17 protein-coding genes are annotated in these 20,321 nt (G+C 38.9%); 8 read left to right on the forward strand and 9 right to left on the reverse strand.

Annotation, left to right across the window (positions count from 1 at the left end; translation table 11 throughout):
* The first annotated feature begins 598 nt into the window (after window positions 1-598).
* Window positions 599-847, forward strand: coding sequence for a hypothetical protein (locus tag AC1M87_RS04110; RefSeq protein WP_481593020.1), 249 nt, complete (start codon window positions 599-601; stop codon window positions 845-847).
* 51 nt (window positions 848-898) lie between these two features.
* Here AC1M87_RS04110 and AC1M87_RS04115 read toward each other — a convergent pair whose 3' ends face one another.
* On the reverse strand, window positions 899-2,602 hold the full coding sequence (locus tag AC1M87_RS04115; RefSeq protein WP_481593021.1) for a M61 family metallopeptidase: 1,704 nt from the start codon (window positions 2,600-2,602) through the stop codon (window positions 899-901).
* Window positions 2,603-2,781: 179 nt separating this feature from the next.
* Here AC1M87_RS04115 and AC1M87_RS04120 point away from each other — a divergent pair, with 179 nt between their 5' ends.
* The 4 genes from AC1M87_RS04120 (at window position 2,782) to AC1M87_RS04135 (ending at window position 7,666) form a co-directional block, all read left to right on the forward strand.
* Window positions 2,782-4,092: a D-alanyl-D-alanine carboxypeptidase family protein gene (locus tag AC1M87_RS04120; RefSeq protein WP_481593022.1), complete on the forward strand. Its 1,311-nt coding sequence runs from the start codon at window positions 2,782-2,784 to the stop codon at window positions 4,090-4,092.
* 122 nt (window positions 4,093-4,214) lie between these two features.
* Entirely contained in the window at window positions 4,215-5,501 is a 1,287-nt protein-coding gene (locus AC1M87_RS04125; RefSeq protein WP_035267310.1) for an NAD(P)/FAD-dependent oxidoreductase, read from the forward strand.
* A 135-nt stretch (window positions 5,502-5,636) separates the two neighbouring features.
* Complete coding sequence (locus AC1M87_RS04130; RefSeq protein ID WP_092767151.1) at window positions 5,637-6,119, forward strand: FKBP-type peptidyl-prolyl cis-trans isomerase; 483 nt, start codon at window positions 5,637-5,639, stop codon at window positions 6,117-6,119.
* A 131-nt stretch (window positions 6,120-6,250) separates the two neighbouring features.
* Window positions 6,251-7,666, forward strand: a complete 1,416-nt coding sequence (locus AC1M87_RS04135) for a cryptochrome/photolyase family protein (protein WP_481593023.1) — start codon at window positions 6,251-6,253, stop codon at window positions 7,664-7,666.
* Here AC1M87_RS04135 and AC1M87_RS04140 read toward each other — a convergent pair.
* A complete protein-coding gene (locus AC1M87_RS04140) occupies window positions 7,655-8,284 on the reverse strand; it encodes an HD domain-containing protein (RefSeq protein ID WP_481593024.1) in 630 nt (209 codons plus the stop codon). The two genes, AC1M87_RS04135 and AC1M87_RS04140, sit on opposite strands and share 12 nt — an antisense overlap.
* A 33-nt stretch (window positions 8,285-8,317) precedes the next feature.
* Window positions 8,318-9,097 (reverse strand): peroxide stress protein YaaA, encoded by a 780-nt coding sequence (gene yaaA / locus AC1M87_RS04145; protein WP_481588983.1) that lies wholly within the window; start codon window positions 9,095-9,097, stop codon window positions 8,318-8,320.
* Window positions 9,098-9,220: 123 nt separating this feature from the next.
* Between yaaA and AC1M87_RS04150 the strand changes: the two genes are divergently transcribed.
* Window positions 9,221-9,850: an alpha/beta hydrolase gene (locus AC1M87_RS04150; RefSeq protein ID WP_035267316.1), complete on the forward strand. Its 630-nt coding sequence runs from the start codon at window positions 9,221-9,223 to the stop codon at window positions 9,848-9,850.
* 67 nt (window positions 9,851-9,917) lie between these two features.
* Here AC1M87_RS04150 and AC1M87_RS04155 read toward each other — a convergent pair whose 3' ends face one another.
* The 4 genes from AC1M87_RS04155 to AC1M87_RS04170 form a co-directional block, all read right to left on the reverse strand.
* Window positions 9,918-10,292 carry a hypothetical protein gene (locus tag AC1M87_RS04155; protein WP_092767159.1) on the reverse strand — a complete coding sequence of 125 codons (375 nt, stop codon included), beginning with the start codon at window positions 10,290-10,292 and terminating at the stop codon, window positions 9,918-9,920.
* Window positions 10,293-10,403: 111 nt separating this feature from the next.
* On the reverse strand, window positions 10,404-12,650 hold the full coding sequence (locus tag AC1M87_RS04160) for a bifunctional prephenate dehydrogenase/3-phosphoshikimate 1-carboxyvinyltransferase (protein ID WP_481593025.1): 2,247 nt from the start codon (window positions 12,648-12,650) through the stop codon (window positions 10,404-10,406).
* Between the two features lie 19 nt (window positions 12,651-12,669).
* Window positions 12,670-13,779 carry a prephenate dehydratase gene (gene pheA / locus AC1M87_RS04165; protein ID WP_035267321.1) on the reverse strand — a complete coding sequence of 370 codons (1,110 nt, stop codon included), beginning with the start codon at window positions 13,777-13,779 and terminating at the stop codon, window positions 12,670-12,672.
* A 280-nt stretch (window positions 13,780-14,059) separates the two neighbouring features.
* The gene (locus AC1M87_RS04170; protein ID WP_035267322.1) at window positions 14,060-15,202 is read right to left on the reverse strand and encodes an acyl-CoA dehydrogenase family protein; all 1,143 of its coding nucleotides are present in this window, start codon (window positions 15,200-15,202) and stop codon (window positions 14,060-14,062) included.
* Between the two features lie 211 nt (window positions 15,203-15,413).
* Between AC1M87_RS04170 and AC1M87_RS04175 the strand changes: the two genes are divergently transcribed.
* Entirely contained in the window at window positions 15,414-16,415 is a 1,002-nt protein-coding gene (locus tag AC1M87_RS04175) for a glycosyl transferase family protein (RefSeq protein WP_481593026.1), read from the forward strand.
* A gap of 50 nt (window positions 16,416-16,465) precedes the next feature.
* On the opposite strand, the gene AC1M87_RS04180 is transcribed toward AC1M87_RS04175, so the two are convergent.
* Window positions 16,466-16,732 (reverse strand): YeaC family protein, encoded by a 267-nt coding sequence (locus AC1M87_RS04180; protein ID WP_035267325.1) that lies wholly within the window; start codon window positions 16,730-16,732, stop codon window positions 16,466-16,468.
* A 2-nt stretch (window positions 16,733-16,734) separates the two neighbouring features.
* Window positions 16,735-17,676, reverse strand: a complete 942-nt coding sequence (locus AC1M87_RS04185; RefSeq protein ID WP_092767167.1) for an NAD(+) kinase — start codon at window positions 17,674-17,676, stop codon at window positions 16,735-16,737.
* 227 nt (window positions 17,677-17,903) lie between these two features.
* On the opposite strand from AC1M87_RS04185, the gene mrcB reads away from it, so the two are divergent.
* Complete coding sequence (mrcB, locus tag AC1M87_RS04190) at window positions 17,904-20,300, forward strand: penicillin-binding protein 1B (RefSeq protein ID WP_481593027.1); 2,397 nt, start codon at window positions 17,904-17,906, stop codon at window positions 20,298-20,300.
* Window positions 20,301-20,321 lie beyond the last annotated feature (21 nt).

Below are 20,321 nucleotides of genomic sequence, written 5' to 3' on the forward strand. Positions count from 1 at the left end.
GTATCTGATGAAATATTACAATCAGATACGACCACATCAATTTAATGATGGCATCAGCCCTTGTGAGGCTGAACAAAAACTTAAAACTATGCCCAATATTTGTTGACCTCTACAATTATCCTATTCAAAAGAATAAGGATTTCTTATGAACATAAAAAAAGCTTTCCTAAAGGCTATTACGCTGCTTTTATTTTATCAATTCTTTACTACTTCTTTTATGCATTGAATGAAAACAAGTTATCTCACTATTGTGATAACTATATTTGTCTTGAAATCTTATCTTTAGCTGAATTTCTTGGGATAATCACAGCTTGGATCAGCCTATATTTCGTACTGAAGTCCCTAGAATCATGGAAAGATGCCTATAAATTCCATAGAGCAATTGAAACTTTATCCAAGTTTGAAGAACTCAAGATTATTTCAAATCAATATCACACCATCTTATACCAATTAAAAAAACTCACTCATCCGCGCTAAAGGTTATGAATTACACAACTCATTTAATTTAGAAGAGCAAATTTATGAAGATAAATTCAATAATCTGTATTACTACGACAAATTAATAAATCTTTAACAGTGGCTCAATCAAGAAAAAAATGTGAACAAGCATAAAAATTTTAAAGAAGTTTTAAGAACTTTTGAAACTGCTATAGATTCTGCTCATAGACTTGTTTCAGAAGCTCATTCGAGTGAGGTACATTATGGTCAAAATTACGCTACAGAAACCGACGTAAACAGAAGAAAAGAATCTATAAAAAAGGTTCAAATTGATTTTGAAAAATACTCAAAAGACAAAACAATATTTGAAAAGCGTTTGGAAGATCTAAGACGAGAACTGGAGTTATGAAAAACCCATAGCTAAGCATGGGTTTTTCATGAATTTTCTAATCTAAGCAAATTAAGCTTTAAGCCATTTCTCAACTTTAGATTGATCGGAAACCTTAAGATCTACTTCAGTGAGTTCACTACCACCTGCTTGAACTTCAAATTGCATTAATTCATCACGACGGAAAGCATGCACATTAAACGTACCTTCCAATTTTGCATACTTATCGAGTTGCTTAGTGGTCGCCTTTAAACCATCAACTGCGATGACAATATCATGAGCAGAAAGCCCAGCTTTAACACCAGCGCCATCACGACGAGCAGACTGAATTAATACACCTTCAGGTTTATCTACAAGTTTTAAACCAAATGGTAAAGATTTATCATGCTTTAAAACATAGTCTAAGCCAAATTCAGGGAACAACTGATCAAGCGGTAACTCATCCGTGGTATTAATCAAATGGTTAATTTGTTCAGACCAATCATCACCTGTTAGTTCTTGGCATAGTTCATAGATGGTACGTTCATGAACCTGTATACCCTGTTGCGCATTTTCATACAGCTTACGCATCAATGCATCAAGACTTGAACCTCTTAAACGTAAACCTAAATCTAGACACAGCGCTACTAAGCAACCCTTGTTATAGTAACTTGTGCCAGCATTGTTAGAGTTTTCGTCTTGACGATAGAATTTGACCCATGCATCAAAACTTGACTCTGCAACAGTTTGAACAAAACGACCTGGATTTTGCAAATAACGATCGATCTGCGCCTTTAACAACTTCAAGTAAGATTCCTGAGAAATCACACCACTACGAAGTAGAATTAAATCATCATAGTAGGACGTAAAGCCTTCAAAAATCCATAACAAAGAGGTATAGCCTTCTTTGTCTAAATCATAATTCACAAAATTTTCAGGGCGAATATATTTCACCAACCATGAATGAAAATATTCATGGCTACATAAACCTAAGAAACGCTGATAATCAGCGGAAGGTTCAACAGGCTCATTGGACTTAGGTAGATCATCACGTGGAGAAATCAAACTGGTTGAGTTCGGGTGCTCTAAACCACCATAACTGTTACCCGTCGCGATGGTCATAAAAGTGTAGTTTTCAAATGGTGCTGAACCAAACATGGATATTTCTGTCGCACAGATTTTCTCAATGTCTTGTTTCATACGTTGGACATTCATCGCATGTTTGCCAGAGACCACAAACTCATGCGGAATACCATTTGCTTCAAAAGCAAAACGAGTTTGATCTGCAAGCTCAAATGGTGCATCAATCAATTCAGCGTAGTTTTTTGCCTTAAGCGTATAGCGACCACGCACTAAACTTTTAGATGCCAATCCTGTAGCGAGTTGGAAATGTTTCAATTCATCTGGCAAAAATAACTCAACTTCTACCGCTTTATCTTCTTGTCCTTCTAAACCTAAACATGCACAAGCAGGATTCACATATAAGCGTGTTTCATCAACATAAGCACCACGTACTGAGAGGTCGTATGCATAGACGTCGTACTCAACCGTAATCAGCTCAAAATCAGTATTAAATAACTGCCACTTATTTTTTTCATTTTTACGAATCTTGAGTATTCGACCATCTTCATCATAGGCACGAACAGACTCAATATGTTTTGAAAACTCTCGAATGAGATAACTTCCTGGAATCCAAGTTGGCAAGCTCAATACTTGAGTTGGTTGAGCAACGAAACGAACAGTAACGTGAATGAGATGCTGACGAAAGTCGTCAAATTCGATCTGATAATGCAACATAATGTCTTAATTGAGAAACTATAGAACCAACTTGTATTTAGATTAGCATTTTTTTACTTGGAGTTGCGCGATTCGTATTAATTGTCTACAAATCTGACTAGAGTTTCAGAAAAAAAAGGCATAGCATGCGGTGTGCTTGATGATCTATGCCATTGGATTGGCTTATATAGGTAAACCCGTTGAAACTCTACTCTGCTCTACTCATAATTTTTAGTTTTTTTATTGTAAATATCACACATGCTTCCTTGTTCGAAGTTGCACCAGAAAGTTTAGAAGCTGAAGCATGGACTGTCTTAGATCCACAATCAGGTCAAGTCATTACTGAACACAATAGCCATGTCCAACGTGCACCAGCTTCGTTAACCAAAATGATGGTGGCATACATCGTTCTGAAAGACATTCAAGCAGGTAAAATTAGCAAAAATGAAGTTATTACTGCCACACCAGTCGTCAATGTAGTTCAATGGGATGAGTCTCAGATGTATCTGAAGCCGACTCAACAAATTACGATTGATCAGCTTTTGGCAGGCTTAATTATCATGTCTGCCAACGATGCTGCTGTCACATTGGCTGAACGAATTTCAGGATCAGTGCCTGCATTTGTTCAACGCATGAATCAAGAAGCCAACGCACTTGGCATGAAAGATACAAACTTTGCCAATCCTGCGGGCATTACAATGGATATGCACTATTCAACAGCGCATGATTTAGCCATGCTCGCACAAGCACTCACCAATGAAACACCCGATTACCTTGACTACTCGAAACAGCAAAGTTTTACTTACAATCAGCATTTTCACCGTGCAACGAATATCTTACTCAAACAAGATGCCACTGTTGATGGTTTAAAAACAGGGTTTACTCGTGCTGCAGGCTATAACCTTGCACTTACAGCCAACCGACCAACTCAACAATTTGACCTCAATCAAAGAAGACTTATTGTTGTGGTACTCGGTGCTCAAAGTGGCTTCAAACGCGCTGAAATCGCACATCAGCTTTTAAACCTATCCTATGCTTATACACGCAATGAAATTGCAATTAAAAATAAGCAACTAATTGCTGAACTCCCTGTAGTCGCATCTACCTTAAAAATGTTCAGAGTCGAAACTAAAAAGCCAAGTATCGTGACGACCTCTTTGCATAATGCGAATCAAATGATTGATATGCGTAATTTTGACAATCAAACTCATCGTTTGATTCAAACAGATGCGTTTGGATTCACTTCAGCTCTTGAGCCTTTACAGCAAACTCAAACGCATATGAACGTCAAGCTACTAACACAATCATTAACCGCACCAATCGCGCAAATTCAACAGTTGGCACGTATTCATATCTATCAAAATAATCGACTCATTCAAACGGTATTGATTGAGGATGAACTTCAAATTGATGAAGCATCATGGTTTGAAAGTATTTTGAATTGGTTTAAACAATTATTTAGTTTTGGATCTAGCAGTACAAGTCAACCAAAAATCTATCCTTTAAACTGATTGCAGTTTTTTATTGTAAATCTGTAACTTGTAATACAAAAAGAACAATTCTTTTAAAAAAGAGATGGCATATTAACCCCATCTCTTTTTTATTTATGACGCTATAAAAATAGGAATATTAAATGTCAAATCTTCATCATATTGTCATTGTGGGTGGTGGTGCGGGTGGCTTAGAACTAGCAACACAACTGGGTGACACGCTGGGCAAATCGAAAAAAGCAAAAATTACATTAGTTGACCAAAAGCTTACACATATTTGGAAACCACTTTTACATGAAATTGCAGCAGGTACGTTAAGCCCTAGTGATGAAGAAACAAACTATTTTGGTCATGCTGCGAAGCATCATTATGAGTTTGTATTGGGTAAATTCGAACAATTAGATCGTGAAGCCAAGACCATTCAATTGCTCAAACCTGTGGCGTCAACCTATGATCAATCGACTGATCATTTAACGCTAAGTTATGACACTCTTATTCTAGCGGTTGGTTCGGTTTCCAATGATTTCAATACTTCAGGTGTGCAAGAACATTGTCACTATTTAGATAATCCAAAACAGGCTGAACAGTTCCAGCAGCATCTACTTCATCTTTATATCGAAGCTCAAAATAATAATGACCATCGTGAGCTGCATATTGGCATTATAGGTGCAGGTGCAACTGGCGTTGAGCTTGCAGCGGAATTAGTTCAAGCCAAACAAAACTTCTTTAAATACGGTCTTAATAAAATTGATCCTAAAAACGTCAAAATTTCACTAATTGAAGGCGCGGATCGTATTCTACCGGCTCTTTCTGAAAAAATGTCAGACCACAGCACTAAGCAGCTTAAGCGCATGAATGTGGATATTTTAACGTCTAAGCGTGTCGAAAAAGTGGATGCTGATCAAATTTACTTTAATGATGGAAGTTCAATTCCAGCACAATTAAAAGTTTGGGCTGCGGGCATTAAAACTCCAGCAGTGATTCAAAACCTAGAAGGCTTCGAAAAAGATCGTATGGGTCGCTTACACGTATTTGCAACACTCCAAACAAAAGCAGATCCGAATGTTTTTGCATTCGGTGATTGCGCATACTGTATTCTAGATGCCCGTGAAACAGCTTTAGGACCGCGTGCGCAAGTTGCAAGTCAACAGGCTGCTTTCCTCGTTGATGCAATGAAAGCGCGAATTTCAGGAAAATCACAACCGATGTTCAATTTTTCTGACAAAGGTTCACTTGTATCTTTAAGTGAGAATAAAGCAGTTGGTGAATTACTTGGTCAGGTCAATGTTCAAGGATTTGTGGCGAAGTCGATGTATGTATCGCTTTACCGACTGCATCAAGCCACGATTTATGGTTATGCACAGGCAGGATTACTCACAGCCAAAGATTTTGTGACCAGAAAAATAGCACCTAAAATCAAATTGCATTGAAAAATCTAAAAGACGCCCCAATGTAATATTTAAGCGTTATAAATTATCGAAACTGCATTTTTTTTAGAAAATTGTCTACAAAAATTGGTTTTCACTTTATGATGTACCCTTAAAATATTTGAATGGATCATTAACATGACAGTTATTGCAAATGACCTTGTGGTTTTATTTAACTATAAATTGACTAATGCAGAGGGTGAAACTCTCGATCAATCTCAAGGTGAACCACTTGCATATTTGCAAGGCGCTGGCAACATTATCCCTGGCTTAGAAAAAGCAATGTTAGGTAAAACGACTGGTGACAAATTCACAGTAACGATTCCTGCTGCTGAAGCTTATGGTGAGTACAACACTGATTTAGTTCAAGAAGTACCTAAACAAATGTTCCAAGGCGTAGACAACATCGAAGCTGGTATGCAATTCCAAGCGCAAACTGATGATGGCGTTCAAATTGTGACTGTTAAAGCTGTTGAAGGCGAAAACGTAATCGTTGATGCTAACTTCCCGCTTGCTGGTCAAGACTTAACATTTGATGTTGAAATCGTTGAAATCCGTGAAGCAACTCAAGAAGAGTTAGATCACGGTCACGTTCACGGTGTAGGTGGTCACCACCACTAAGATCTACGGATTTTAGGACAAAAAGGTGAAGCTTCTGCTTCGCCTTTTTTTTATGCAAAAAATTACAATGCTTAACGATTTAAATGATTCAAATTCATATAATTTCCTGAGGATATTTGGATATTAATCATATGAATCTCATTTGGTTTCGTCAGGATTTAAGAGTTAGGGATAACACGGCGTTAATGGAGGCAAACCGGCATGGGAATACTTGTGCAGTGGTGATACTTTCGCCTGAACAATGGAAATTGCATGATGATGCAGTGATTAAAATTGACTTTTATCTTCGCCAACTTAAATCACTTGAAAGTGAGTTAAAGCAATTCAATATCCCACTTGTAGTGGAAATCGTTCCCCAATGGGATGATGTACCAGCTAGATTATTAACTTTCGCAAATAAATATCAAATTACTGCGATACACGCCAACATTGAAATCGGCGTGAATGAGTTACATCGTGATGCACAAGTCCAGACCATATTAGAATCGCATCAAGTAACTGTCGAGTATTATCATGACCGCACAATTTTCCCACTTGGATCAATTCGAAATAAGACGCACCAGCCTTACCAAGTTTTTGGTGCTTATAAACGTGCATGCTATGAAATCTTGAACATCTCTGTTCCTCAACCACTCGCTGTGCCGAAAGTACAGCCTCATGAGTTTATACAATGCTTTCATACCTCCAAAATTCCATCGATACATGATTTTTATCCTGATGCTCAGGTTAAATATCAATGGCCTGTTGGAGAGTCATTTGCACTACAAATGCTCGAGAAATTTGTTGACGAGAATTTAGAGCCCTATAAACAACAACGCGACTTTCCAAACATTGATGCTACCAGTCAATTATCACCGTATTTAAATCTAGGAATTGTTTCGATTCGACAATGTTTGGCTGCAATTTTTAGTCGCTCAAATGGCAATTTTCATCTCTACTCTGATGGTCAACAAACTTGGTTAGATGAATTATTATGGCGAGAATTTTATCAACACATCCTGTTTGACTTTCCAAGATTATCGAAATATCAACCATTCAATTTAAATACATCTAATGTGCCATGGCGTGATGCACCCGATGAATTAAATGCTTGGAAGTTTGGACAAACGGGTATTCCAATTGTGGACGCTGGAATCCGTCAAATGCTTGAAACAGGATGGATGCACAATCGTGTCAGAATGATTGTCGCCATGTTCCTTAGTAAGAATTTGCTCATCGACTGGCGTAAAGGCGAACAATGGTTTATGCAACATTTGATTGATGGAGATTTAGCGGCAAATAATGGTGGCTGGCAATGGTGTGCTTCAACAGGTACAGATGCTGTACCTTATTTCCGTATTTTCAACCCCATTAGTCAATCACAAAAATTTGATAGTCAAGGTGATTATATTCGCAAATGGGTACCTGAATTAGCTCATCTTGATGCGAAAATCATTCATGAGCCTTACGCTAAAAATCCGAATCTTAAACTCAATTATCCAAAACCTATTGTTGATTTAAAGATGAGTCGACAGCGCGCATTAGCTGCTTTCAAATCAGCTAACTAATGCTCGTTCTAAATTTTGTTTGGCTTGATTTTCTAAAGTGTCATGAAAATATGCTGTTTTATAAATGGATTCCATTTGATAAAAGCTATTAAGAACTTCATTTCGTTTTAGTGTATAAAATTCAGATGGTACCCAACTGAATTCTTGATGAATTTGCTGCTGATATTCTTCAAAACGTTTGGCGTTTGAACCGAGAATTGCAAGATCAATATCAAGTAAATAGTTAAGATCCGAATCAGATGCACAACGATGCTCTTTGGTCGCTAATATCCACTGATAAATTTTCTCACATCTCATCATCTCCATGTGAGGAGATATGATGTTCAGCATCAGATCAGCACTTTGTTGTTCATTATCGTGTGCCTTAGGCTCATAAATGACATCATGAAACCAAAGAGCCATAGAGACTGACAAAGGATCTTTTAAATTTGGTAGAACCAATTGTAAGTGTTCCATACATTCAACGATATGCTGCACTGTATGATAATGCCGATGAGGCTCACTGTAATGAACTTCTAATCTATCAAGAATAGCTATGGAATCCTCTGAGGATAGTTCAAGCTGTTGTGCAGTAGCGGCCCAGTATCTTCTGAACTGTTTTAAATATGAATCAATCATCAGACACCTTGCCCCGCTACCGCCTATTTATTTTTAAGCCGCCTGCTCATCACGTTTAAATACGAGCTCACCTTTCAAAGAACTTTCAGCATCGAAATAATAGCCGTCTGTATTGAATGATTTAAGATCATCCACAGTATTAGGTTTATTTTCGATAATATAACGTGCCATCAATCCACGCGCTTTTTTAGCATAGAAGCTTATCACTTTATATTTCCCATTTTTCTGGTCTAAAAACACGGGCTTGATAATTTCAGCTTCAATTTTGCTTTCTTTCACCGATTTATAATATTCATCGGATGCGATATTGACCAATAAATCACTTTTGGCTTCTGATAAGTCTTGATTGATCAATTGGGTAATTTCATCTCCCCAAAATTCATAAAGATTGTGACCTCGTGGATTTGCTAATTTCGTGCCCATTTCTAAACGATAAGGCATCATTAAATCCAGTGGTCGAAGTAATCCATAGAGACCTGATAGCATTCTTAAATGGCGTTGAGCATATTCTAAATCAGCTTGCGTAAGCGAATACGCATCCAGACCTGTATAAACATCGCCCTTAAAGGCAAAAATTGCTTGGCGTGAATTTGATAAATCAAGGTCTGATTGCCAATCTCTAAAGCGTTCCACGTTAAGATTCGCAATTTTTTCACTTACACTCATTAATTTGGCGATTTCTGAAGCAGACAGTTTACGACTTACGTCTATAAGCTGTTGTGAGTGGTCAAGCAATCTTGGTAAAGTATGCTCATCAGTTGGAAGTGTAGATTCATAATCTAATGTCTTAGCAGGAGAAATTAAGGCAAACATAGAAACCTGATCAAAAAACAATTAATCAAACTATAACAGTAGACTTATTTTATTTCCAATTGTGTTTTTTTTAATTATTGACGTTAAAATATACGATTCTCCTGCACGTTAATCGGTATTTTTATGTCTGAACAAATGTTCATTCAAGGCCCTGTTGGCAAAATTGAGGTTTTTGTAGATTATCCTCAGTCTGAAGTAAAAGGATTTGCGGTCGTTTGTCACCCTCACCCGCTTCAAGGTGGTACTCCTCAGCACAAAGTTCCCACTCTGCTAGCTCAAATGTTCCTTGAGCGTGGTTATATCGTTTATCGTCCAAGTTTCCGTGGATCAGGTCAAAGTGAAGGGGTTCACGATGAAGGATTCGGTGAAACAGAAGATATTTTAGAAGTCATTCGTCAAGTACGCGCGAAACACCTTACATTGCCTTTCTATGTTGGAGGCTTTAGTTTTGGTGCACATGTCATGGCGAAGGCATATCATGCACTACCTCAAGAAATTCAACCTGAACAAGTTATTCTATGTGGTTTACCAACAGCTACAGTTGCTGGTATCCGTCACTATGTTACTCCGGCAATTAAAGGTGATATTCTGTTTATTCATGGTGAGGCAGATGAAGTCACTTTATTATCCGATTTGATTGAATGGGCAAAGCCTCAACGCCATATTATTACAGTGCTACCTGGTGCTAATCACTTCTTCACAGGTTATTTGAAGCAACTTCGCGTCGCGATCACTCGCTTCCTTACGGCTTAATATAAATATTACGTGTTTCAGAAAAACCCAGTGTAGATTCTTTACATTGGGTTTGTTTTATTCCTCATTAGGATTTCCATTCTAGCGACTGGAACGACTCATCTTCTCTTAATGTCTGCTCTACTGCTTGCGCAAGTTGTTTAATCACACTCTGCGTCTCAATTTTTTGGAACCAATCCTGTTCCTCATCTGCATGCGCACTTATTTCACATACAAAATGTCCTTCGCCATCTGGTTGATTACAGTTCACCCCTAAAGCGATTGGGTGATCAGAGACACTGACTTCTAATTCATGCGGATTCGTAGTTTGAGTGTGAAATCCATGTTGCACCAACTGTTCAGATAACAATGCTGTAACGTAAGTTTGTGCATTATCATGAGAATGACTTGAATGAGCCTTAGCGTATTTCGTTTGATCAACTAAAAATTGTAATTTTTTCATTTCCTCATCCAAAGGCTTTTTAATTATATAGAATTAGAATAAGCAATATAAACAAAACAGCCAAGCTTTTGCTTGGCTGTTTGAAAAGAAATATACAAATCTTTGGTCGTATTATTCACTAACTTGAATAGATAAACCCGCTTGTTCAGTGAGTTGAGTAAATGTTGGGAAACTTGTTGCAACGGTTTCAGTTCCCACAATTTTAATTGCGCCTGAAGTACGCAGACCCGCAATGGAGAAACTCATGGCAATACGATGATCATGATGTGATTCAATTTCACCACCTGTAAAGATAGCAGACCAATCACCAGACTTACCTTTACCTTCAATAATAATACCGTCATCCGTAGGCGTACAATCAACACCCATTGTTTTCAATCCATCAGCCATCACTTGGATTCGATCAGACTCTTTTACACGAAGTTCAGCTGCACCAGTTAACACTGTTTGACCTTCAGCACAAGCTGCAGCAATAAATAATGCTGGGAATTCATCAATCGCTAAAGGTACTTGATCTTCAGGCATGTGGATGCCTTTCAAAGTACGAGTGCCACGAATTCGAATATCAGCGATTGGTTCACCACCTGCAATTCGTTCATTCTCGACTGAAATATCAGCCCCCATTTGCTTCAAAATTTCGATCACCCCAGTACGAGTAGGGTTAATACCCACTGCCTCAAGTGTTACATCTGAATTTTCAGTAATGGCAGCACCCACCATAAAGAACGCAGCAGATGAAATATCTGAAGGCACTTGAATATTCGTGCCAACTAACTTACCACCACCTTTTAAAGAAATACGGTTACCTTCAGTTTTCACATCATACCCAAATGCACGTAACATACGCTCAGAGTGATCACGTGTCGGTTCTGGCTCAGTCACCGACGTTACACCTTCTGCCCATAAACCAGCGAGCAGAATGCCAGACTTCACTTGTGCAGAAGCCATCGGTAAATCGTAATGAATACCTTTAAGTTGCTGATTACCTGTGATCGATACTGGCGGTGTGCCACGCTCACCTGTTGTTTGAATTTGAGCACCCATTTCACGGAGTGGCTTTGCAATACGTTCCATAGGACGTTTGCTCAACGATGCATCACCAGTCATTACTGAGTCAAATTTTTGCGCAGACAACATCCCTGACAGAAGACGCATCGAAGTCCCAGAGTTACCCATATAAAGCTCACTTGCTGGAGCTTTAAGGCCATGCATTCCTACACCATGAATGGTGACTTCACCATTTTTTGGACCTTCAATATTTACACCCATATCACGGAATGCTTGAAGTGTTGCTAAGGCATCTTCACCTTCTAAGAAACCAGTAACATGTGTTGTACCTTCAGCGATCGCACCAAACATGATTGAACGGTGTGACACAGATTTGTCACCTGGCACGCTAAATTTTCCAGAAAATGATTTAGCACCCGGCAGAATAGTAAATTGCTGTGTCACAGTTTTGTTCTCCATTAAAGGTTTCTTGGCAAGCATATGGTTAAAATGTTGGCGTGCTGCTTGAGCATGTCCAAGCAATCCCATGAGTGCTTTTGAATCTTCGTTTTCAATGAGCTGTCGAATATGAGCCAATTGGTTCTCAAAACCATCAACAGCATTCAAAATCGCTTTTTTATTGGCAAAGAATATGTCATGCCACATTTGTGGATCACTCGCCGCAATGCGAGAAAAGTCTCTGAAACCACCAGCTGCATAGCGGAAAATGTCCAGATTATCTTCACGATTTGCAAGTTGCTCAACCAAATTGAATGCCATTAAATGTGGCAGATGACTTGTATGCGCAAGCACTTCATCATGCTTTTCCACATCCATACAAATTACTTCAGCTTGAGCAGCTTGCCATAACTGAATTAGTTTTTGCACTGCCCACTCAGCACTTGTTGCTAACGGCGTTAATATCACTTTGTGGTTAGCAAATAAATCTACTTTACCTGCATGAACACCAGTATGTTCAGCACCAGCTATTGGATGCCCTGGAACAAAACCTGCGGGTAACTGCTCACCAAAAACCGCAATTGCAGCCTCAACAACATTGCCTTTGGTACTGCCCACATCTGTAATTATGGTATCAGGAGTAATCACAGATTTGATCGAGTTTAATACAGATTGTGTAGCTCTCACGGGTAAAGCAAGAACAATTAAATCTGCATCAACCACCGCATCTTTGGCATCAGCATATCCGTCACTAATCAAACCTAAAGCTTTAGCATCTTCTAAGGTTTGAACAGATCGCGTAGATGCCACCACATTTTCAGCAAGACCATGTGCTTGAATGACACGTGCTAAACTTGATCCAATCAATCCTAGCCCAATAAATGCAACTTTTTTAAATAAAGGTTGAGACATATCTAAGTTTCAACTCTTTTTAAAGTACCGCAATCGGGTATGAACCAAGAACACGGATTTCTTTAACTAATGGACGAATTTCTTCAACAGCCGCACGTACGTTCTCTTGTTCGATATGTCCTTCTAAATCGATAAAGAATACATAAGCCCATTTTTCAGGCAATGCAGGTCTTGTTTCGATACTGGTCAAGCTAATGTTGTGTTTAGCAAACGGCGCTAAAATTTCTAATAACGCACCTGCACGGTCATGTGCAGAGATCAATAAAGAGGTTTTATCATTACCACTTTGTGGTACTTTTTCACGCCCAATAACTAAGAAGCGTGTTGTATTTTCTGGATTATCTTCAATATTGCTATGTAAAATTTCTAAATCATATAAGCTCGCAGCTGTTTCAGATGCGATTGCCGCAGAATGCCATTCATTACGGATACGGCGAGCAGCTTCAGCATTCGAACTCAAAGCCACACGTTCAACACCTGGATAATGAGCATCGAGCCAGCCACGACATTGAGCTAAAGTTTGTTGATGCGCATAGATTTGTTTAATGCTGTCTTTACGCGTATTTGAAGAAATCAAAAATTGATGATGAATACGTAATTCAACTTCACCAATCACATTTAAATGTGACGCTTTGAAACAATCAAGCGTGTGGTTAACCACGCCTTCGGATGAGTTCTCAACAGGAACTAAACCATAATGTGCACTGCCTGCTTCGACTTCACGGAACACTTCATCAATTGTAGGAAGTGGGCGTACAACCGCATCATGTCCAAAATGCTTCAGTACTGCCGAATGGGTGTAAGTTCCTACTGGACCAAGGAAAGCAATGCTTTGTGGTGCTTCTAAAGCAAGGCACGCAGACATAATTTCTCTAAACAAACGCGCCATCGTCACGTCAGATAAAGGACCTTCATTACGCTCCATCACATTACGCAAAACTTGTGCTTCACGCTCAGGACGATAAAACATTGGATTTTCTTCAGAAGCAAATTTTGCTTTTGCTACAGCTTCAGCAAGTCGTGCTCGACGGTTAATCAGTTGTTGGAGTTGTTGATCTACTGAGTCGATATCTTCGCGGATTTTAGCTAAGTCTAAAGAATTCGTCGTGTTTTGATCATCGTTGATCATTGTAATGTCGCCTTACAGAATCAGTTATGTAAACAGTATAACAATAGTTAGCTTTCAAATGTTAAGCAACCAAACTTTATGGCAATAAGACTTAAAAATATACAGTTGAAATAATCATCAATCCAATATGCGCTATAAATTAGAAAAAAGACAAGAACATTGAATAGGATAGCTTAATCTTTTTTTTAAAATCAGTTCGTTCTATAAGTTTTAATATTGACAACACATTCGAATACATCTCGCTTGTATTCATCAAGCGAGATGTAAATACGGATAAAAATTAACGTCCTAGCATGCCACGTGCTACGATTTCTTTCATGATTTCGTTGGTTCCGCCGTAGATTCGTTGAATACGTGCATCCACAAAGAAGCGTGAAATAGGATATTCCGTCATATAGCCATAGCCACCAAAGAGTTGCAGTAGGTTATCCGCCACTTTCATTTGCATATCTGTACTGAAACTTTTTAATGCAGCTGCTGTTTCAACATCCAATTTCCCTTCTTTATACAATGCGAGGTTTTGATTATAAAAAGCGGCTGTAGCCAGTTCATCGATTTTCGCTTGTGCTAAAACAAAACGAGAATTTTGGAATTGTCCAATTTTTTGACCAAAAGCCTGACGTTCTTGGACATATTGAACTGTCACATCAATTGAACCTCGAATTGCTCCTAATGCTGTCGCAGCAATCGCTGTCCGCTCACGTGGTAATTCTTGCATCAAATAGGCAAATCCCTGACCCGCTTGACCTAAAAGCTGATCAGCTGGAACTTTTACATTGTCAAAAAAGAGTTCCGAAGTATCTTGGGAATGCAAACCGATTTTGTCGAGATTTGTGCCTTTTTTAAACCCTTCTAAATGAGTATCAACCAATAGAAGTGAGACGCCTTTAGCACGTGCCTGAGGATCTGTTTTAACGGCAAGCACAACCAAGTCTGCATGCTGACCATTTGAAATAAAGGTTTTAGAGCCATTCAAAACATAATGATCACCATTCAAAATGGCATTCGTACGGATGGCTTGTAAATCAGAACCAGCACCTGGCTCTGTCATTCCAATTGCCCCGACCACTTCACCAGAAACCATTTTTGGCAACCAGTATTTTTTTTGTTCTTCGTTCGCGATATGTAGAATATATGGTGCTGCAATTTCTGAGTGACATGAAATACCTGTCGATAATGCGCTATAACCTGCACGTGCCGACTCTTCAACCAACATTAAAGAATATTCTGTTGGAACACCATAACCACCATATTCTTCAGGAACATCTACGCACAAGAAGCCATTTTCACCAAGTGCATTCCACACTGAACGTGGCATTTTTCCTTCGCGTTCCCACTGCTCATAATGAGGAGCAACGTGCTCACTCATAAAACGTTTGAAATTATCACGGAATAATTCTAAATCTGCATCATATGCCAACATTCTTGTGTTCCTTACACTTCATTTTTTTATAAGTGTTCATGCTATCCCGTTTTTTTTCAGTTGTCATGGACAAAAGCGCTTGAAAATTCATACAATTTGGTCAGTCTCAAAAGCTAAAAATAATGCTTGATCATTGAATTTGATATTTAGCTTTTATTCGAAGCATCATTCCACGTTACACTGTCATTAAGAACATCCAACTGCATTGATCATGAATACAAAACGTAATTTATATAAAGACTTTGAACATCCATTTGCGCAATTTGTTCGTATTCTTGGCAAAGGAAAAAATGGTGCGCGATCACTGACCTATGAAGAAGCCTATCAAGCATTTGAGATGATTTTAAAAAATGAGGTATTAGACGTTCAGCTGGGTGCTTTTTTAATGCTTTTACGAGTGAAAGAAGAATCTGTAGATGAACTGGCTGGCTTTGTGCAAGCGACTCGTGATCAACTTAAATTTAGAGCTATTGATGTCGACCTAGACTGGCCATCTTACGCGGGGAAACGCAAACACTATCCGTGGTTTATCTTATCGGCGTTAAGCTTAGCAAAACATGGTCATCGTATTGTAATGCATGGGGCTTCTGGACATACCATTAATCGATTATATACAGAACAAGTTTTACAGTATTTAGGTTATACCATTTGTCAAAATGAAAACGAAGTGGCATCAGAACTGAATCAGCATAACTTTGCCTATATACCACTCGAAGTCATTTCACCTACCTTGAGTGATTTAATTGCATTACGCAATATCATGGGCTTACGCTCACCCATTCATACGCTTTCACGACTCATCAATCCCTTCAATGCCAAAGCCACTTTGCAAGCGATATTTCACCCTGCGTATCGCAGTTCTCATCAACAGACTGCTGCCAAATTAGGTTACGTTAACAGTGCGGTGATTAAAGGTGAAGGCGGTGAATTTGAACGAAACCCAGATGCAAAAACCTTAATTTGCGGTATACGAGACGGTGAACTGTATGAGCTTGAACTTCCGAAACTCACAGCTGATCGTTCAGCAATTGAAGAAGAGTTGAACTTAGATACTTTCAAAGCCGTATGGTTAGGTGATGCCCACCATAGCTATGGAGAGGTGGCTATTATTGAAACTATGGCAATCGCAATCTACACTATGAATGTGGCTGAAACATTTACACAAGCACAGACCTTGGCTCAAGAATACTGGCAGTCACGTCATCGAGTTTAACTTCGGATTAAAAAAAGACACCATCAGGTGTCTTTTTTAAGCATAGAACATTATACAAAACGTATAGGTTGAAATTCTGGCTCTGGAACATGTGAATCACATTCATCACCTTCCTCTTTATGACCTTTATCAATATACCCTGATCTTTCTGTTTCTGGCAGATTTTTAGCTTCCCAAGCAATGACTGCTTGCATTGAAATCTGACGCTGCTCTTGAGTTAAAGCTACACCGTTTGGCCATTTACCGATTTCAACGGCAGTTCTTAAACGAGCAACGATGTCTGCATCCAAAACTGATAACATTTGTTCAATATTCATGTTTAGTCCTGCTGATGAAATGAATCGTAATCTTGATTCCATCCTAGTTTGGTACGACATGCCATATAAAAGTCGTATCCAGGTGGATGTAATAAAGTAAGTTTGAAAGGATGTTTGCGAATATGCAACCAATCACCTTCATTTAAAGAAACACTGTGTTGCCCATCAGCACTCACCATTGGCAACACGCGATTCTTACGAATTTGAATTTTAATTTCACTTTGACCACCCACCACAATCGGACGAGAAGAAAGCGTATGCGGGTGCATTGGCACTAGCGCGATCGCATCCATACTTGGGTGCAAAATTGGACCGCCACCAGAAAGTGCGTATGCTGTTGAACCCGTAGGTGTCGATACAATCAAACCATCACTGTGTTGGCGATAAACATATTGACCATCAATATGAAGATCAAACTCAATCATATGGACTGACTTACCTGAATGCAGAACCACATCATTCAATGCTATTGCATCATAAATCAGTTCATTTTTACTACGAACTTCGACTTCTAATAAAAAACGGCGATCTAGCTGAAACTCACCTTTCAAGACTTGATCTAATTTAAATAACACTTCTGTCGGTTTGATATCTGTTAGGAAACCTAAACGCCCACGGTTTACCCCGATGACGGGAGTATTGTATTTCACTAAAGATCTAGCCGCTTGAAGCAATGAACCATCACCACCTACGACAATCACCAAATCTGTAACTTCACCCAATAAAGCTCGACTGACCGTTTGCGAATTTTTATAAGGGACCAATTTAGCGGTTTCTGAATCAAAAACTGGATGCAAACCTAAACTAATCAAATGGTCATGAATTAGACTTAAAGTCTCAACCACAGATGATTTATCTGGTCGTCCAATTAATCCAATATTACGAAATGACTTTGCTGAAAGTTGCACGTATGCTACGGCTCCAGATGAATTGTTGAGTATCATATCATCATCATTCTGTGACTTACATATTTCAAGCCTGTTTCATGTTATGAATTTCACGAATAATTTCACATTTCCCCAACTTAAAATCTTAATTTTCTCCTTAATATTGAATTAGATAAATCATTACATTTATCTAAAAAAGGCATAAATTCACAGTTTAATTATTGCAAATTATAAAAAAGCTTCGCATGATGAGCGCAATAAAACAGGGTTTTGCTTTTTGATCTATGAAGTTTGAACGTGGTATTGGCTTAATTGCATTGATTTTCTCAGTGCTGGTGATTTCTGCATTTGTAGCTTTTAGTATTTATCTAATCCGTTTAGATAATATTATTCGCGATAAATTTGAAGGCAATCGTTGGGATATTCCAGCGAAAGTATATGCACGTCCCTTGGAAGTTTATGCTAATGCACCCGTTGAGCAACAAAACTTCATTCAAGAGCTAGGTCTGTTGGGTTATAAAAACGCTGAAGACTATACCAAGCCAGGTAATTTTTTGGTTCAAGGTAATACCATTTATGTCCACACGCGTGGTTTCGATTTTGGTGATAGTGTAGAACCAGAACAAATCCTCCAAGTCAGTTTTGGCGCTAGTCAAATTTCAGAGATTAAAGCAACAAAACCATCGAGTACGGGGATTGCCCGTCTAGAACCAATGTTAGTTGGGGGAATCTACCCTCAACACAACGAAGACCGTGTTCTCATTAAACTCAATCGTGTTCCTAAACCTTTAATTCAAGCGCTTATTGCCACTGAAGACCGTAACTTCTATCACCATCACGGCGTCTCGTTTCGTGGTACAGCACGCGCAGTTGTAAGCAACGTTACTGGTGGTAAGCGTCAAGGTGGTTCTACACTCACGCAGCAATTGGTTAAAAACTTTTATTTGACCCCTGAACGTACAATCAAACGTAAAGTAAATGAAGCCTTTATGGCGTTGTTGCTTGAGTTTCATTATGACAAAGATGAAATTCTGGAAGCATATTTGAATGAAGTTAATTTAGGACAAAATGGTAATTACTCGATCAATGGCTATGGTTTAGCGTCTCAATTTTATTTTGGTTTACCACTTAGAGAATTGAGTATAGCGCAACAGGCTTTCCTTGTCGGACTCGTTCAAGGTCCTAGCTTATACAATCCTTGGAGAAATCCTGAAAGTGCATTAAAACGCCGTAATGTTGTTCTAAACAATATGTTAGTCATGGGATATTTGACTGAAGAGCAATATGAAACTGAGTCAGCTAAACCTTTAAACGTGATTAAAAAACCGACTTTAGGCCCAGCTCGCTTCCCTGATTTCCTAGACATCGTTCGTCGTCAACTCAAAACAGAATACCAAGAAAGCGATTTAACGAAACAAGGTCTTCGAATTTTCACCACATTAGATCCAATCGCACAAATCAAAGTACAAAAATCATTTACAGATTCAGTATCAAGACTGTCTAAAGCCAATCCTGCACGCTTGAAAGAACTTCAAGGCGCGGTATTAGTTTCTCACCCTGAAAATGGTGAATTGATTGCGGCCGTAGGTTCAGTATCTGACTTCACAGGTTTTAACCGCGCAGTTGATGCAAAACGTCAGGTAGGCTCATTATTAAAACCTGTTATTTTCCTAACTGCTTTGGAATCTGGTCGTTATAACTGGGCGACGGCAATCGAAGACTCGCCAATTAGTGTGCCAGTCGATCGCAATCAGACTTGGACCCCAAAAAATTATAGCGGAACTTCGTATGGTTACGTCCCAATGGTTCAAGCTTTAGCCAATTCATATAACCTATCTACAGTTCGCTTGGGACAAGAATTTGGACTTTCTTCATTTACCAATCATTTAATGAAGTTTGGCGTGACTTCACCTATTCCGAATTATCCATCGATTTTCTTAGGGGCTGTTGAAATGTCGCCTATGGAAATCATGAATATTTATGGCAACTTTGCAACTGGAGGGTTTAAATATCCTACAAAATCTATCCGAACAGTTGTTGATACCAATGGTCAGCTCATTAATCGCTATAGTTTAAATGTTCAACAAACGATCGACCCATCGGCTGCTTATATTTTAAATTACGGATTACAACGTGTGATGTCGGCAGGTACAGGACGTGCTGCTTATAACGGCCTCGCTCCGAATCTAAATCTAGCGGGTAAATCAGGTACGACCAATGATACAAGAGATTCTTGGTTCGCGGGGTATTCAGGTAATCATTTGGCTGTTGTCTGGCTTGGATTAGATGACAATAAAGTCACAGGCTTAACGGGCTCATCTGGCGCTTTACCCGTGTGGACCAACGTAATGAAGCAACTGAAGCAAAAACCAGTCAATTTACGTCAACCTGATGAGGTACAATGGCATTGGATTGATTCAAATAGCGGTGAGCTTTCAGCACAAGGTTGTCAAGGTGCGCTCTATGTACCGATACTTAAATATACTGTTCCACGTCGCGCAACAGCATGTGGCTTACCACACTACCAAGTAGAGCCGACTTACGTTCCTGAAACGAATGCAGAAGAAATTCCAGCAGAAGACAGCATCGACCAATATATTCGTGAGAGCGAAACAGAAATGGAACGGGATTTAAATACGAATGCCACTCGAGTACTTTCGAGTGGAAGTTATAATCCTTAAAATAAGTTTAGGAGGAGTTAA

It is taken from the genome of Acinetobacter sp. 24-47-62 (genome assembly GCF_056779765.1).